We start from the raw sequence: 16065 nt of genomic DNA, 5'->3' as shown, positions 1-16065 counted from the left end.
ATTTTTATACTACTAAATTATGAAATTATTTTCTGATAATTGTTTTATTACATTCAATAAAGCAGGTTTTATATTATTCTTATCGGGATTAATGATGCAATCATGTGCAACTCATCATGCACAATTTGGACAAAACATTAAAAATCCAGTTACTCTGAACGCAGCAGACAGTTCAAAAATTGCGCATACTTTTTATTTAATTGGCGATGCCGGAAATACCAATGAAATAACAGCAAAACAAACACTCGCAGATCTGGAAAATAGATTAAAAAAAGCAACAGAAAATACGACTCTTTTATTTCTTGGAGATAATATTTATCCAAAAGGATTGCCTAATACTGAACTTACGAACGAACGCATTATTGCCGAAAGTAAGCTGACAAATCAACTGAAATTATCAAAAAATTTCAAAGGCCAAACTATTTTCATTCCTGGAAATCATGATTGGTACAGCGGCATAAAAGGATTAGAACGTCAGGCTAAATTTGTAACCGAATACCTCAACGATAAAAAGTCATTCCTTCCTAGAAAAAGCTGCGGTATTGATGATTTAGAAATTAATAAAAATCTGGTTTTAATCACTATTGACAGCCAATGGTTTCTGGAAGATTGGGATAACAGTCCAACTATAAACGATGATTGCACCATAAAAACCCGGGAAGCTTTTTTTGTCGAGTTTGAGAATCTTCTAATTAAAAATCAAGAAAAAACAGTCGTTCTAGCGCTGCATCATCCATTGATGAGTAATGGATCTCATGGAGGACAATTTTCAGTAGAGAAACAACTTTTCCCATTGGAACAAAAAATTCCACTTCCGATTTTAGGATCTGTTGCTAATTTTTTACGAAAAACCTCCGGCGTAAGTCCGCAAGACATTCAAAACAAGCAATACACCCTTTTTATAAAAAGAGTAAAAACATTATTGCAAAATCAGGATAATGTTATTGTAGTTTCAGGTCATGACCACAATTTGCAATACATTGAAAAAGACAATATCAAACAAATTATAAGTGGCGCGGGTTCCAAATCAGAAGCTGCAAAAGCAATTTTTCCTAATGACTTTTCTTATGGTCGAAATGGATATGCAACACTGGCTGTTTATGAAAATGGAGCCGCAAAAGTTTCTTTTTTTGGTAAGGAAGATAACAAAGAAAAACTTATTTACGAGCAATTGGTCTTGGATGAAAAAGACGATTATAACAGCAAAGTTTTTCCTGCTACATTTCCAAAAACGACTACTTCAAGCATTTATACGAACAAACAAACCAAGAAATCAGGATTTTACAGATTCTTCTTTGGGAACCATTACCGAAAATATTACAGCCTGCCAATAGCCGCAGCAACAACTACTATTGACACCCTTTTTGGTGGACTGCAACCCAAACGTTCCGGTGGCGGCCATCAGTCAAATTCATTACAACTCACGGATAAAAACGGCAAGGAATATGTGATGCGTGCCATGAAAAAAAGTACCACGCGTTTCCTGCAAGCAGTGGCATTCAAAAACCAATATATTCAAGACGAATTTGAGAACACGTATGCTGACGATTTGTTATCTGATTTTTATACAACCGCGCATCCTTACACTCCTTTTGCTGTGGGGAATTTAGCCGCAAAAATTGGTGTGGCACATACTAATCCGAAACTGTACTATATTCCAAAACACAAAGCTTTGAAAAATTTCAATGCTAATTTTGGTGACGAATTGTACCTTGTTGAAGAACGACCAACGGACAGCCAGATAAACGTGAAAAGTTTTGGCAATCCTCTAGCCATTATAAGTACGGAAGACGTAATGAAGAACCTTCACAAGGACGAAAAATTTTCTGTTGATAAAAGTGCCTACATCAAAGCTAGATTGTTTGACATGCTCATAGGAGATTGGGACAGACATGAAGATCAATGGCGCTGGGGCGAATATAAGGAAGGAAATAAAATTATTTACAAACCCATTCCGCGTGACCGAGATCAAGCCTTTACAAAGTATGACGGTACTTTGCTGTTTGTTTTAATGAAAAACGTTGCATTAAGACACATGAAACCTTTTAATGAGAAAATATCTAATGTCAAATTGATGAACCGTGAACCATACCCGTTAGATCTTGCCTTTATAAAAAATGCAGATGAAAATGAGTGGATCAAACAAGCAAAATACATTCAGGAAAACCTTTCAGATGCGGATATTGATGGTGCTTTTAGAAATTTACCAAATGAAGTTCAGGACGAGACAATCAAGGACATCAAACGTAAACTCAAACTGAGAAGAAATGAATTGCATCAATCTGCTTCAACATATTATTCAGTATTGCAACACACCGTATTAATTGTTGGGACAGATAAAAAAGATAAATTCATAATTCAGAACAAAGAAAAAAATAAACTTGAAATACAAGTGTATCGTGTAAAAAACGGAACAGACGAATTGCAATACACTAAAAATTTCACCGCTAAAAAAACAAAGAAAATATGGATTTACGGGTTAGACGATGATGACATTTTTGAAGTAAATGGCGCATCAAACTCGGGAATAAAAATACGACTAATTGGAGGACAAAACGAAGATTCGTATCTAGTTGAAAACGGAAGAAAAATAAAAATCCATGATTTTAAATCAAAAAACAATACCTATAATCTAGATTCTAAAAGTAAAGTTTTGTTATCTGATGACTATGAAACGAGTTTGTACGATTATAAAAAACCAAAATATAATTTCTTTTCAGCACTTCCAAATATTGGTTTTAATCCTGATGACGGTATCAAATTAGGAATTGTAAGTGGTTATGTTGTCAATGACTTTAAACAAAATCCATACACACAAAAACACAGTTTTAAAGCCAATTATTTCTTTGCCACCAAAGGATATGAACTGATTTACAATGCTAATTTTCCAAAATTATTTGGCAAATGGAATTTAGATTTTGAAAGTCGATTTACCAGTCCAAATTTTACCATCAATTATTTTGGTTATGGAAATGAGACGGTAAATGCTGATGATACTTTTGGAATGGATTTTAATCGCGTTCGTATCAAAATGTTGAAAGTGATGCCAACCATAAAACGAGTTGGCAAATACGGTAGCGCCATCCAGTTTCAAACCAGTTTTGAAAGAATCACTGTGGAACAAACCATGAATCGATTTGTAGACATTTCTGGAGATATAAGTCCCGCTGTTTTTGATTACCAACAATTTGCAGGAGCAACCTTAAAATACAGTTTTGAAAATTACGATGTTCCTTCCTTTCCAACGATGGGAATGGGATTTTCTATTGCTGGTACGTGGAAAATGAATTTGGATGATACCAAAAGAAATTTCCCTGCCATAGAAAGTAAATTAAATTTTAACCATAAAATTGATGCTAACGGAAAGTTAGTTTTGGCCACCATCCTGAGGGGAAAAATGGTGTTGAATGATAATTTTGACTTTTACCAAGGTGCCACTTTAGGCGGTGACTATGATTTAAGAGGATTTAGAAACGAACGTTTTTTAGGAAACAAATCTTTTTATCAAAGTAGCGACGTACGCTGGAATTTAGGCAAAATAAAAAGAAGTATTATCCCGATGTCTTTCGGAGTTTTAGGAGGTTTTGATTATGGTAGAGTTTGGCTGAAAGGCGAAAGTTCAGAGAAATGGCACCAATCTTTTGGTGGCGGATTATGGCTTAACGGTCTGAATGCATTGACGGCACGTCTGACTTATTTTAAAAGTGTCGGCGAAGAAGCCCGAATTGCTTTTGGGTTAGGATTTGGATTTTAACATTTTTATGGAAACATCGTAAACGTTTCCTCCCAGACTTTTGTTTCTTTCATCGGCAATGAACAAGCGATCATTGTCAGTGAAGCAAGCCGCTTCTTTTTGGGAAAAATGATCTAATTCTAATATTGTTTTTGTTCCCTTTAGAAAATTATCCCCTTGAAAATTTTCAAATAAAAAGAGTTTATCATGCGTTAAAATTGCAACTTTAGTCTCGTCAGGGCTAATCGTTGCACTTGTAATAGCACAAGAATTATACGCGTCACATGTTTTGAATTCCCACATTAAAACCGCTTGATGAAAACCGGGCGTATTTGGAATTTTATATAAAAATGCGGTTCCATCAAATCCTTTACTTCGGTTTTTTGTAAAGAGATAGAAATTATTTTTAAATTCAAAAAAACCTTCTACATCATAAAACATTTCAGATTTTTTAGGTGGGAAATCTTTCTGTTCAGGATAGGCAAAGGAAACTTTATAAACCGGATTTGTACCTTTAGAAGTTAAAGCGTTTTTATCGATTTTATAAATGCTTAAATCCTGTCTTTCATTATCATTATTACCAAAATCACCAATATATAAGTTTCCTTCAGCGTCTTTTGTAATATCCTCCCAATCGATATTCTCTGTGTTTTCGATGGTAATAATTTTCGCAATTTTGCCATTGGAATCTAATCCATAAATGGCATTGGCATTCCCACGGTCCTCCAAAGTCCAAAGTAAATCAGTTTCAGGACTGTATATTATTCCTGAAACTTCTTTTAATTTGTTCGGCAGCGCATAGAGAGTTGTCAAGGATTCCGATTCTTGCTGACAGGCAAACAGAGCAAAAACAACGACATAAGAGCAATATTTTTTCATATTATTAAAACGATAATTGATACTAAACTGAACATTAAATACAAGAATAATTTAAATTCTATTTTTGAATACCTTATTTCCTTTGAAATTTCTCGTGATAAATTCGAACGCCGCAGTCATAATATTCCCCATTGATTTTGCCTTTTTAAAATTTAAATCATTGGTATAACGATACAATTCCATTTGCAATTGTTTCAAATGAGGTTCAGGCGCAAGTTCATCCTCACCCATAATCTCTAACAACCTGTTTATTCTATTTTCTGCAGAAAGAATTCTTTTGGCCAGCACTGATCGTTCCTCATCTTTATATTGTTCGATTGAACTGTCCTGAAGTTTATCCTTGACCAATTTTACCATTGGGTAATTTTCTTTAAAAAACTGCGGGCGATAGACTTTGAAATTTCCCTCGTAACACTGTTGGTCAAAATCGATTGCACGAATTTTATAAACGACGTGATCAAAATCATGCGTGGGAACAATCACATAATTATAGGAACGCATATCCCCTAATAATCGAATCATGCAGCGTTCATTGAACTTTACAAATTCTTTGGCTATTTGTGATTTCTCGGTTTCTGTACAATCAGCCAGTAAGGTTTTGATAAACACATCGCCGGGAATTCCCATAATATGTTCTTCAATCAAAGTGTCTTTGTAGACTAAAAAGTTGATTTTATCAGGTGACAGAATGTGTTCCAGCTCTAGCCCATAAACACGGGAAGCATCCGCTTTCTTGATGTAAAAATGAGTGTAATTGTCATTGAGAATATTTCTAACTTTTATTCGGAATGGTTTCGAATTCCCAAAAGTGCAATAATCAATGGAATCCACGTTTAAGAATTTGATAATCCCCAAATTTCCATCCGAGTGTAAGAGCGAATAGATTTTTTTTAGATTCAAATCAATTTCTTCTCTTTCAAATTCATTGTAATATACCCTAATCCATAAGGTATCCTGATCGTTTTTATCATAAACCGTTATAGACCCTGAAAAGCGTAATAAATCATCGTAAAAAATTGAAACTTTAGATAACCGATCAAAACGCTCTAAATACTCCAAAAGGGAATCATTTATAGGATATGATGGTTTTTTGAAAAGCATTATTGGCTCACTCATTGGAAAAAATTTAATACAAAATTACAATAAATTAACCTGCTGAATGGGAATAGTTTCTAAATATATACCCGTTTCAAATTGAATGATTTTAAAGAAAAACAGATCAAAAATTTAAAAACAGAAAGTTAAACTTCCATAAAGAGTACCCTTTCAAATTTCCATCAATTAAATAATATAAATAACATTACTTCCTGCAGAAAAACTAAGTTGAACAATCAATTTCAAAGTTCGCACAAAAACCAGAAATGTCTGTACTGTTTAATCTCTAGGAAGTTATCTGTGAATTTTAGTTTCGACTCAGTAAAGAAGTCTTTTTATGTTAAAAAAACCGACACCGAAGATATTAGTTTTATATTTGGAAGCCCCCTATGCCTTAAAATATTTAAAACCTACTAATGACAGATAAACTTGAACTCTATTTCAAGGCTGCGCAATCAGCCAAGATTGGTATTTGGAAAATGAATATAGAAACCAATCACATTTTCTGGGATATGGTTACAAAATGTATTCTGGAAGTTTCCGATGATTTTGAGCCTGTTTACGGTAGTGGAATCAATTTTTACACTGCTGGTCCAAATAGAGAGCGAATTGCAATGCTTGTTGAAAAAGCGATTAGCGAAGGCATTTCATTTGAAGACAAATTTGAAATAACGACGGCAAAAAACAATATTAAATATGTAGAATGCATTTGCCAAGTAGAATTTATTGATGGAAAACCTTCCAATTTATTGGGTACTTTTCAAGATATCACAAATGAGCAAAATTTAATTAATCAACTTCAATTAAATGTAGAAAAATTTTCGTCTATATTTTCCAGTGCTAATGACGCTATTTTCATTATTGACACTTCTAACGGGGTTATTACAGATTGCAATCCGAGATCCGAAGAACTCACCGGATATCAAATTTCTGAATTAAAAGGCCTTCACAATTCCAGACTTTTTCCAGAGGAACACAGACAGGAAGCACGATATTTTCTTAGATATAATTTATCCCGGAATCAATATACCGTAAATGAAACGTATATAAAAACTAAATGGGGAGAATCAATTCCTGTCGAGATAGCCTCCGGAAAGAAATTTCAAGTGGGAGATATCACGTATCTAGTATGTTACATCAGAGATACCAGTGAAAGAAAAAATGTTGAAAACAAATTAAATTTGCTTTCACTTGCTGCTTCCGAAACTACAGATACAATTGTTATTGCTGATGCAAAAGGAGTTGCGGTTTGGGCGAACCAAGCATATCTGGATCTCACGGGTTTAGAAATGGAAGAAGTCATCGGACAGAAACCAGGCTATTTATCCAAAGGTCCTGAAACGGATGAACAAGCTACTTTATTGATGAAAAAAGCAATCGAAAATAAAGAAAGCATAAAAATCACGATACTCAATTACACTAAAAACAAAGAAAAATACTGGTTTGAGTTGAATATTACGACAGTGTTTGACAGCCAGAATAACTTTATCAATTTCATTGGTGTAGGCCGAAATGTTACGTCGAGAATTGAAAAAGAGTTAGAACTAAAAAAACTCTTAGAAGTCACAAGCAGTCAAAACAACAAATTATACAATTTCACACACATTGTTTCGCATAACATCCGTTCCCATACCAGCAACCTTTCTATGGTTGTTGATGTGATTGAAAATACAGATGATGTTCATGAGAAACTTTCGTATTTTGACCTGTTCAAAGAAGGAACCGAAAAACTATCAGAAACTATTGAATATTTAAACGAAATTATAACTATTCAACAAAAAACAAATATTGAAAAGAAAGAAATTCGTTTAAAGCAAGAAATCGAAAAAACAAAAAAATCATTACGTTTAGCAATAAAAGAAAGTAAAATACAAATTACTGACACCATTCCTGATGATTTAATTGTTACTGCAATTCCCGCATACTTAGACAGTATTTTACTAAATTTGTTTACAAATGCCATAAAATACAAATCACCAAGACGAAATGCTACCTTAACAATAGGATTTGAAATTGTTGAAAATTATATTGTAATAAATTTTAGAGACAATGGTCTAGGATTAAATTTAGAAAAAAACGGTCATAAACTTTTTGGAATGTATAAAACGTTCCACGGTAATGAAGATGCAAAAGGGATTGGTTTATTTATAACCAAAAACCAACTGGAAGCTATGGATGGCAAAATTGAGGTAGAAAGTGTAGAAGGTCAAGGTTCTAATTTTAAAATTTATCTAAATGAAAAATAAATTGACGTATATTATTGATGATGATAAATTAACCGTGAAACTTATGAGCATTCTCATTTCTAAAAATGAGTTTTGTGAAGAAATCCAATCCTTTTATAACGCGCAACACGCGATTGATAAATTAAAACAAAATGACCTTGAAGGTGGATTTTTACCCGATGCTATTTTGCTGGACTTAAATATGCCTTTCATGGACGGATGGCAGTTTTTAGATGAATTTATTTTATTATCCCTAAAAAAAGAAATCTCTATTTTCATCATGACTTCTTCTATAGACCCCGCTGATATTGAGATGGCAAAAAAATATAGCGTTGTTAAACAGTATATTATGAAACCTATAACAGCCGAAAAATTAAATACGCTCTGCCTCTTAATTGGAGAAATAAACTAATTCAGATTAAATAGTAACAAATTCCTTTCTTGTTCGTCCTATATAAAACTGTAAAAGATGAACCCATTGGAAACGATACTTTCTATCAAAAATCTCAACAAACGTTATGGCGCACTTCAAGCACTAAAAAACGTTTCTTTCGATATTCATAAAGGCAATGTGTATGGAATTCTCGGGCCCAATGGCAGCGGAAAATCAACAACTTTAGGTATCGCTCTAAATGTGGTTAATAAAACTTCTGGAGAATACAGCTGGTTTGGCGGTACAATGGAAACCCATGAAGCCCTAAAAAAAGTAGGAGCAATCATAGAAAGACCTAATTTTTATCCCTACATGACCGCTAAGGAAAACTTGGAACTGGTTTGTAAGATCAAAGGAATAAACTATGCTAAAGTCAACGAAAAATTGGAATTAGTAGGTTTAACAGATCGTCAAAACAGCAAATTCAGTACTTTTTCTCTAGGGATGAAACAACGCTTAGCCATAGCCTCTGCCCTATTGAATGATCCTGAAATTTTAATTCTCGACGAACCCACAAATGGTTTAGATCCTCAGGGAATTCATCAAATAAGAGATATTATCAAACAAATTGCAGCCAAAGGAACTACAATTTTACTGGCTTCTCATTTATTGGACGAAGTAGAAAAAGTGTGTACGCATGTTTTAGTTTTAAGAAAAGGTGAGATTTTATACACCGGATTAGTAGACGGAATGTCTGCAAACGAAGGTTTCTTTGAAATACATGCTGATGATATTGACAATTTAATAGTAGTAGTTCAAACACATCCTGCCGTAAAAAAGGTTGTACATGAAGAAGGAAAGGTTTTAGTTTATTTAAAAGACGATTTAGACGCAAAAGAATTAAACCGATTTCTTTTTGAAAAAAACATCATATTGAATCACTTGGTTAAGAGAAAAAACAGCTTGGAAGAACAATTTTTGGAATTGACAAAAAATCAATAACAACAGTATTACTAGTCACAACCATTTAAAACTCAAATCACAATTTCATAATGAAACGACTTCTCTCAATAGAACTTCAAAAAATTTGGAAAAACAAAGCAAGCCGAGTTTTGACTTTGACCTATTTTATCCTTTTAACCTTCATTGCATTAATCGCCTCGATAAAATTTGACTTAGGTATTTTCAAATTTCATCTTGCGGAAATGGGAATATTCAATTTCCCTTTTATTTGGCATTTCAACACATATATTGCGGCCGTTTTAAAATTGTTTTTAGCAATTGTAATCGTTTCCATGATGGCAAACGAATACAGTTATGGAACGCTAAAACAAAATTTAATTGATGGAATGAGCAAGAAGGAATTTATTCAATCTAAGTTTCTAACCGTCGTTTTATTTGCAACAGTATCGACCGTTTTTATTTTTATAATGTCGCTTCTTTTAGGATTTAGCTTTTCTTCGTACAAAGAAATTAGCATTGTATTCTCGGATTTAGAATACCTGTTGGCCTATTTCATCAAATTAGTTGGATTTTTCTCTTTCTGTTTATTTTTAGGAATATTAGTCAAACGATCAGCATTTGCACTGGGATTTCTATTGGTTTGGAATATTATTGAAGGGATTATCAAGGGAGTTTTGACTTTCAAAATTTTCCCTGAAAGTAAAACAGCAGCTTCAATTATGCAGTTTTTCCCTTTAGAATCCATGTCGAATTTAATTGTTGAACCTTTTTCCCGATTATCTGTAGTTAAAAACTTGGGAACACAAATTGGCTTAGATAATATTAAAAAATACGATGTAGAATTATCATCCATTATTATTGTTTTATGCTGGACAGTGATTTTCATTTTCCTTTCTTACCGATTACTGAAAAATAGAGATTTGTAGTATCTTTACATCTCTATGAGTGGTGTAAAAACAATACTATTTTATCTTTTCATTTGTTGCATTTCTACTAATGCAACTGCACAATCTATTACAGTAAACGACACGTATACGGCTAGTCAACTTATAGAAAATGTTTTAGTAAATAGTTCCTGTGCCACCATTATGAATCCAATAGCAACTGGAGATAATTATTCTGGAAGCCAAAAAAGTTATGCTTATTTTAATGCTGCTACCAGTACTTTTCCGTTCAAAGAAGGAGTTGTCTTGAGCACCTGGACCAGTCAAAATTCTGTAGGTCCGTTTGTAACAAACAGAGGTGGAGGCGACTCGCGTTGGGCTGGTGATTCTGATTTAGAACAAGCATTAAATTTAAATCAAACATTTAATGCGACTGTTCTTGAATTTGATTTTGTGCCGTTGACAAATTTCATTAGTTTCAATTATATCTTTGCATCTAATGAATATCAGTTTTATTTCCCTTGTCTATATTCAGATGGATTTACTTTTTTGATTAAAGAAAAAGGAAGTACAGCAGGCTATCAAAATATAGCAGTTATACCCAACACTGCGATTCCGGTCTCCTCAACAAATGTTCACCCCTTAATTTCACCATTCAATTCAGAAGGCGGACTCATAGCAGGATGTCCGCCTGAAAACGAAAACTATTTTGGCGGATATAATGGTAGTACCAGCCCAATAAATTACAGCGCCCAAACCGTGGTTTTGAATGCTCAAAGTACTGTTATTGCAGGCAAAACATATCAAATCAAATTAGTCATTGCAGATGATGACAATGAAGATTATGACTCAGCCGTATTTCTTGAAGCAGGTAGTTTTTTACCAAAAATTGACTTAGGACCAGATCGACTACTAACAACGAATAATGCCATTTGCTTTGGAGAAAGCTTTACAATCGATCCTAAATTACCGACGAATTATACGTACCGATGGTACAAAAACAATGTGCTTTTACCAGAAACTACACCAACTTATAACGTTACCAGCCCTGGAATTTATAAAGTAGACGTCTTGCTCACCGCCAGTTGTATCGCTACCGAAGAAATAAAAATCGAATACATTCCGGAAATCGATTTAATGGACACTACCCTTTCACAATGTGACGATGATGCGGATGGAATTACTATTTTCGATTTAACTAAAGTAGATGCCATTGTAAAAAATAACATACCAAATTTAAGTGCGGTGGTTTATTATAATTCTTTGGCTGATGCCAAAGCAAAACTGAATCCAATTACCAATGCCACTTCTTTCACAAATACCGGCACCAATCAAACCGTATTTGCAAGAGTAACCAATGCGTTAGGATGTGAAAATTTTGCAGAAATAAAGCTGCTTGTTTCTAATATCGCAATAGCGCCACAAAACCCTATTGCTACTTGTGATGCCGATGGTTCCGAAGATGGATTGGCTGAATTTGACTTAAATTCGCAAGTCACGCCTCAAGTATTAGCAGGATTACCGCCTGGATTAGTAGTTAAATATTATTTGAATACCAATGATGCTGTTGTGGAACAAAATGAGTTATCGACTCTTTTTAAAAATACGATTCCGAATCAGCAAACGATTTTTGCTAAAATTTTAAATGGTCCTGATTGTTATACAATTACACCCATTGTACTTGAAATAAACCCTTTTGACCCGCCCAATTTTCAAGACGAATCTTTAACACTATGTGACGGTTACACAATCGACTTAATTATTGACGCTGGTTTCTCGAGCTATTTATGGAGTACCGACGCTACAACAAACAGCATAACAATTGATTCTCCGGGAACATATTCCGTTATCGTAACGAATGAAAAGGGATGCCAAAAAACTAAAAATTTCATTGTTTCCCTTTCAGGAATTGCAACAATTACCGGAGTAAAAGTAAATGATTTTGCTAAAAATGAAAATTCAATTACAATTGAATATACGGGAATTGGTGATTACGAATTTTCAATTGACGGTGATTTTTTTCAAGATAATTCAACTTTTGAAGACGTTGCTCCCGGAGAATATTTACTCTTGGCTAGAGATAAAAATGGTTGTGGTTTATCGCTTCCTTTTTTAACCTATGTATTAGATTGTCCTCGTTATTTTACACCAAATAATGATGGATACAATGATGTTTGGAAAATTAAAAATTTAGAAACTTTGCCCAAATCAACTTTGTACATTTTTGATCGTTATGGAAAGCTATTGAAACAGTTAACCGTTTTAAGTAATGGTTGGAACGGAACTTTCAATGGTTCGGCGTTACCTGCTGATGATTATTGGTTTCATTTAAATTTGGAAAATGGCAGAACAATAAAAGGTCATTTTTCATTAAAAAGATAATATAAATTTTGCTATTTTTAGCGAATGAAAAAAACTTTACTCGTACTCTTTATTCTTTTTTCTATAAGTTGTTTCTCGCAGTTGAGTAATAAACATTGGATTCCACCCTTGCATTCAAGAGCTGCCAACCAAATATCTGATCAGTACGTATATTTGTCAACGGCTGAGACGACTCCATTTCTTGTTTCTGTAACAGACGGAAATGGAAATCCATATAATGGTTCTCCATTTTTATTATCTGCAAATAATCCAGTTGATTTGAACATTGGAATTGGTCAACCTACAAAAATGTTCTTAAGCCTGGATGATGTCAATACCATAGTCTCAGAGAAAGGAATAATACTTGAAGGAAGTAAAGATTTTTATGTCAGTTTTAGAATGAGAGCTTTAAATCATTCAGAAACATTAATTTCAAAAGGAAAACCTGGTATTGGAACAAGCTTTAGATTAGGTTGCATGATTAATGAATCTCAAGACAATCGAAAATCGTTTGTCGCAAGTGTTATGGCTACTGAAGATAATACAAATATTACTTTGTCAGGATATAACACTGGAGTTGTTTTCGAATCTGGACTTGGCAATATAACTTCAGACAGCCAATTTTTTGAAAATTTAAAAGCAGGACAAAGTATCGTATTTAGCGGTTACAGTGATACTCCTGCAAACTTAGATGGAATTATCGGAGCTTTAATAACATCCAATAAACCAGTAGCAGTAAATACAGGCAATGTTCTTGGTGGAATTGAAAACGGAAGAGCTGATATCGCGATAGATCAAATTGTTTCAGCATCACAAATTGGAAATGAATATATCTTTATTGAAGGAAATGGATTGCCGAGTATGGAAACGCCTTTAATAGTAGCAAATGAAGATGGAACTGCTATTTACATTAATGATAACGCTGCGCCTATAGCAACAATTGATGCTGGTAAATATTATATAATTCCAAATTCCTATTATCAAGGAAGTACTAATAGAAATCTTTATGTAAAGACAAGTAAGCCTGTATTTGCATATCAATTATTAGGTGGTGGGGCTGATACGGCCGCTGCGGGCCTGAATTTCATTCCTCCCTTAAGTTGTTTCTTTCAAAATTCAGTGAGTATCCCGAAAGTTAATCAAATTGGTGATACATATTATACATCTGATTTAATGATACTTACAAGCCCATCATCAACTTTAAAAGTTGATGGAAATATAATTCCAGCCTCTCAGTCTCAAGCTGTTTTAGGAAATACGGATTGGGTTACCTACCGAATTTCAAACGTTACAGGTAATGCCAGTGTTGAATCTTCAGGTCCTTTAGCAGTCGGAGTTTTTGGATTTATAGGAATTGCGTCTGGGTATGCGGGATATTATTCTGGGTTCGGAAGCATTCCACAGGATACTAACGTAACCGTTTGCTCTAATGCAACGCAAGATTTATTTGATGTTATAAATGGAAATCCAGGAACCGGTGGTACTTGGACAGTTCCTTCTGGCGGAACTCCATTAAATGGCAATCTTTTTGACCCAACGATTAATAGTCCCGGCGAATACATCTACACGTTTACAAAAGATTGTAATACCGCTTTAACTACATTAAGTATAAAAGTTAATGTCACTATCCAAAATTCAAAAAATACTGGTGTAAGCAACTCAATTTCAGTCTGTAAAAACTCCCCTTCTTTGAATTTATTTGATTTATTAGGAAGTAATGCTGATACTGGTGGTATCTGGACTCCTGCATTGGCATCTGGTACAGGTATTTTCAATCCTGCAGTAGATTTTAGTGGCATTTATACTTATTCCTTCTCTGCTATAGGTTCCTGCGATATCGTTTCAGCTACTATAAATGTAACCAATAATGTTTTACCCACAATTTCTACCATTACAGACTTAAAAAAGTGCGATGATGATTTTGATGGTAATGAGACAAACGGTTATGTTGATTTTGACTTAACAACAAAAACTGACGAAGTATTAGGTACACAAACCGGAATAAATATTACTTACCATGATTTACTAAGTGAGGCTGAATTAGGTCAAAATAGTATAAATACTATGTACACAAATAACAGAATAATATATGTGAGGTTAACAAATAATAGTACAGGATGCTTTGTATTAAATCAGTTTAACTTAATTGTAAATCCTTTGCCTGTTGTTAAAACTGTCTCAATTGTACAATGTGATGATGATACAGATGGATTCTCTGATTTTAATTTAACGGTAAAAAACAATGAAATTTCTTCTAATGCAACTTCAGAAACATTTACCTATTACACTTCACTAGCTGGAGCTGAAAATGAAGATTCCACGGAATTAATTTCCAATCCTTCCGCATTTAGAAATACCACTTCGGGCGGCATGCTGGTTTGGGCGAGAGTAAAAAATAATAATGAATGTAGTAGTATTGTTCGAATTAACTTGATAGTTTCTACTACTCAAATTCCAGCTTCATTCGGTCGTGCTTTTTCTACATGTGATGATTTAGGTGTTGCTAATGATGATACTGACGGAATTGCTACTTTTGATTTTAGTAGCGTCACTACAGAAATCATGGCTATTCTTCCACTCGCCGCAACACCATACTCCATTCAATATTACAAAAATGAGCAAGATGCTTTATCTGAAAATGATGCAATAACAAATACTTCAAACTATAGAAATGAAGGCTATTCGAATCAACAAAAAATATGGGTTCGAGTGGAAAGCACCGCCGATAATGCTTGTTATGGTTTGAGTCCAAGAGTTACATTAACCGTAAATCCAAAACCAAATATTGATACAAATGAAGATTTAGATGAAAATCAGTTGGTGTGCTCAAACCTTCCCACTTTTTTTGTAACATTAGACGCAGGTATTAAAGACGGTTCACCAACTTCTGATTATACTTATATTTGGACCAAAGAGAATGCTGTTTTAGAGAATGAAATTAAACCAACATTGGATGTAAATCAAGAAGGGAATTATACTGTAGAAGTAATTTCGCTTGACGGCTGTAGCAGAATTAGAACCATAAAAGTAACCGCTTCCGATGTTGCTAAAATTACGAATATTACGATTACAGATTTATCCGATGTAAACTCCATAACTATAAATGTTAGTGGACAAGGACAATACGAATACAGTCTTGATGCTCCTTCCGGACCTTTTCAAGATTCTAATTTCTTTGACAATATAGCTGCTGGAATTCATGAAGTATACATTAATGACAAAAATGGTTGTGGAACGGTGAGCCAAACTATAGCCGTTATTGGAATCCCAAAATTTTTCACTCCAAACGGAGACGGCCAAAATGATTATTGGAATGTAAAAGGAGTAAATAACACTTTTAATGCAAATTCTACCATCTATATTTATGACCGTTACGGCAAATTGCTAAAACAAATTACGACCTCCAGTCAAGGTTGGGATGGCACTTTTACAGGACAACCTTTACCTTCTGATGATTATTGGTACTCCATCAAATTAGATGACGGAAGAGAAGCTAAAGGACATTTTAGTTTAAAGAGATAGCTCACAAACCAAATTCATGATTAATCATAT

At 33.9% G+C, this 16065-nt stretch carries 9 protein-coding genes; 7 read left to right on the top strand and 2 right to left on the bottom strand.

From position 1 onward, the window contains the following. Positions 1 to 19: 19 nt before the first annotated feature. Positions 20 to 3754 carry a metallophosphoesterase gene (locus tag IWX80_RS08495; protein WP_196853052.1) on the top strand — a complete coding sequence of 1245 codons (3735 nt, stop codon included), beginning with the start codon at positions 20 to 22 and terminating at the stop codon, positions 3752 to 3754. Here IWX80_RS08495 and IWX80_RS08490 read toward each other — a convergent pair. Beyond that, positions 3737 to 4612 (bottom strand): SdiA-regulated domain-containing protein, encoded by an 876-nt coding sequence (locus tag IWX80_RS08490; protein WP_196853051.1) that lies wholly within the window; start codon positions 4610 to 4612, stop codon positions 3737 to 3739. The two genes, IWX80_RS08495 and IWX80_RS08490, sit on opposite strands and share 18 nt — an antisense overlap. A 51-nt stretch (positions 4613 to 4663) precedes the next feature. Next, the gene (locus IWX80_RS08485; RefSeq protein WP_196853050.1) at positions 4664 to 5728 is read right to left on the bottom strand and encodes a hypothetical protein; all 1065 of its coding nucleotides are present in this window, start codon (positions 5726 to 5728) and stop codon (positions 4664 to 4666) included. Between the two features lie 395 nt (positions 5729 to 6123). Between IWX80_RS08485 and IWX80_RS08480 the strand changes: the two genes are divergently transcribed. The 6 genes from IWX80_RS08480 to IWX80_RS08455 all read left to right on the top strand — a co-directional run bounded on the left by IWX80_RS08480 (position 6124) and on the right by IWX80_RS08455 (position 16035). Beyond that, a complete protein-coding gene (locus tag IWX80_RS08480) occupies positions 6124 to 7953 on the top strand; it encodes a sensor histidine kinase (protein ID WP_196853049.1) in 1830 nt (609 codons plus the stop codon). Further along, positions 7943 to 8344: a response regulator gene (locus IWX80_RS08475; protein ID WP_196853048.1), complete on the top strand. Its 402-nt coding sequence runs from the start codon at positions 7943 to 7945 to the stop codon at positions 8342 to 8344. The genes IWX80_RS08480 and IWX80_RS08475 overlap by 11 nt, the downstream gene beginning before the upstream one ends. 66 nt (positions 8345 to 8410) lie before the next feature. Then, positions 8411 to 9307, top strand: a complete 897-nt coding sequence (locus IWX80_RS08470) for an ABC transporter ATP-binding protein (RefSeq protein ID WP_196853286.1) — start codon at positions 8411 to 8413, stop codon at positions 9305 to 9307. 50 nt (positions 9308 to 9357) lie between these two features. Further along, complete coding sequence (locus tag IWX80_RS08465; RefSeq protein ID WP_196853047.1) at positions 9358 to 10194, top strand: ABC transporter permease; 837 nt, start codon at positions 9358 to 9360, stop codon at positions 10192 to 10194. Positions 10195 to 10209: 15 nt separating this feature from the next. Beyond that, the gene (locus IWX80_RS08460; RefSeq protein WP_196853046.1) at positions 10210 to 12534 is read left to right on the top strand and encodes a T9SS type B sorting domain-containing protein; all 2325 of its coding nucleotides are present in this window, start codon (positions 10210 to 10212) and stop codon (positions 12532 to 12534) included. A gap of 24 nt (positions 12535 to 12558) precedes the next feature. Next, positions 12559 to 16035 carry a T9SS type B sorting domain-containing protein gene (locus IWX80_RS08455; protein ID WP_196853045.1) on the top strand — a complete coding sequence of 1159 codons (3477 nt, stop codon included), beginning with the start codon at positions 12559 to 12561 and terminating at the stop codon, positions 16033 to 16035. Positions 16036 to 16065: the final 30 nt, after the last annotated feature.

Source organism: Flavobacterium sp. CAN_S2 (assembly GCF_015752255.1).
In the GTDB taxonomy this organism is placed as follows: Bacteria; Bacteroidota; Bacteroidia; order Flavobacteriales; family Flavobacteriaceae; genus Flavobacterium.
This window is presented reverse-complemented; position numbering and strand designations above follow the sequence as displayed.

What these genes read in the sequence shown, in the direction of transcription:
- IWX80_RS08480 (WP_196853049.1), top strand. Translation starts at nt 6,124, where the DNA reads ATGACAGATAAACTTGAACTCTATTTCAAGGCTGCGCAATCAGCCAAG.
- IWX80_RS08495 (WP_196853052.1), top strand. Translation starts at nt 20, where the DNA reads ATGAAATTATTTTCTGATAATTGTTTTATTACATTCAATAAAGCAGGT.
- IWX80_RS08460 (WP_196853046.1), top strand. Translation starts at nt 10,210, where the DNA reads ATGAGTGGTGTAAAAACAATACTATTTTATCTTTTCATTTGTTGCATT.
- IWX80_RS08475 (WP_196853048.1), top strand. Translation starts at nt 7,943, where the DNA reads ATGAAAAATAAATTGACGTATATTATTGATGATGATAAATTAACCGTG.
- IWX80_RS08485 (WP_196853050.1), bottom strand. Translation starts at nt 5,728, where the DNA reads ATGAGTGAGCCAATAATGCTTTTCAAAAAACCATCATATCCTATAAAT.
- IWX80_RS08465 (WP_196853047.1), top strand. Translation starts at nt 9,358, where the DNA reads ATGAAACGACTTCTCTCAATAGAACTTCAAAAAATTTGGAAAAACAAA.
- IWX80_RS08490 (WP_196853051.1), bottom strand. Translation starts at nt 4,612, where the DNA reads ATGAAAAAATATTGCTCTTATGTCGTTGTTTTTGCTCTGTTTGCCTGT.
- IWX80_RS08455 (WP_196853045.1), top strand. Translation starts at nt 12,559, where the DNA reads ATGAAAAAAACTTTACTCGTACTCTTTATTCTTTTTTCTATAAGTTGT.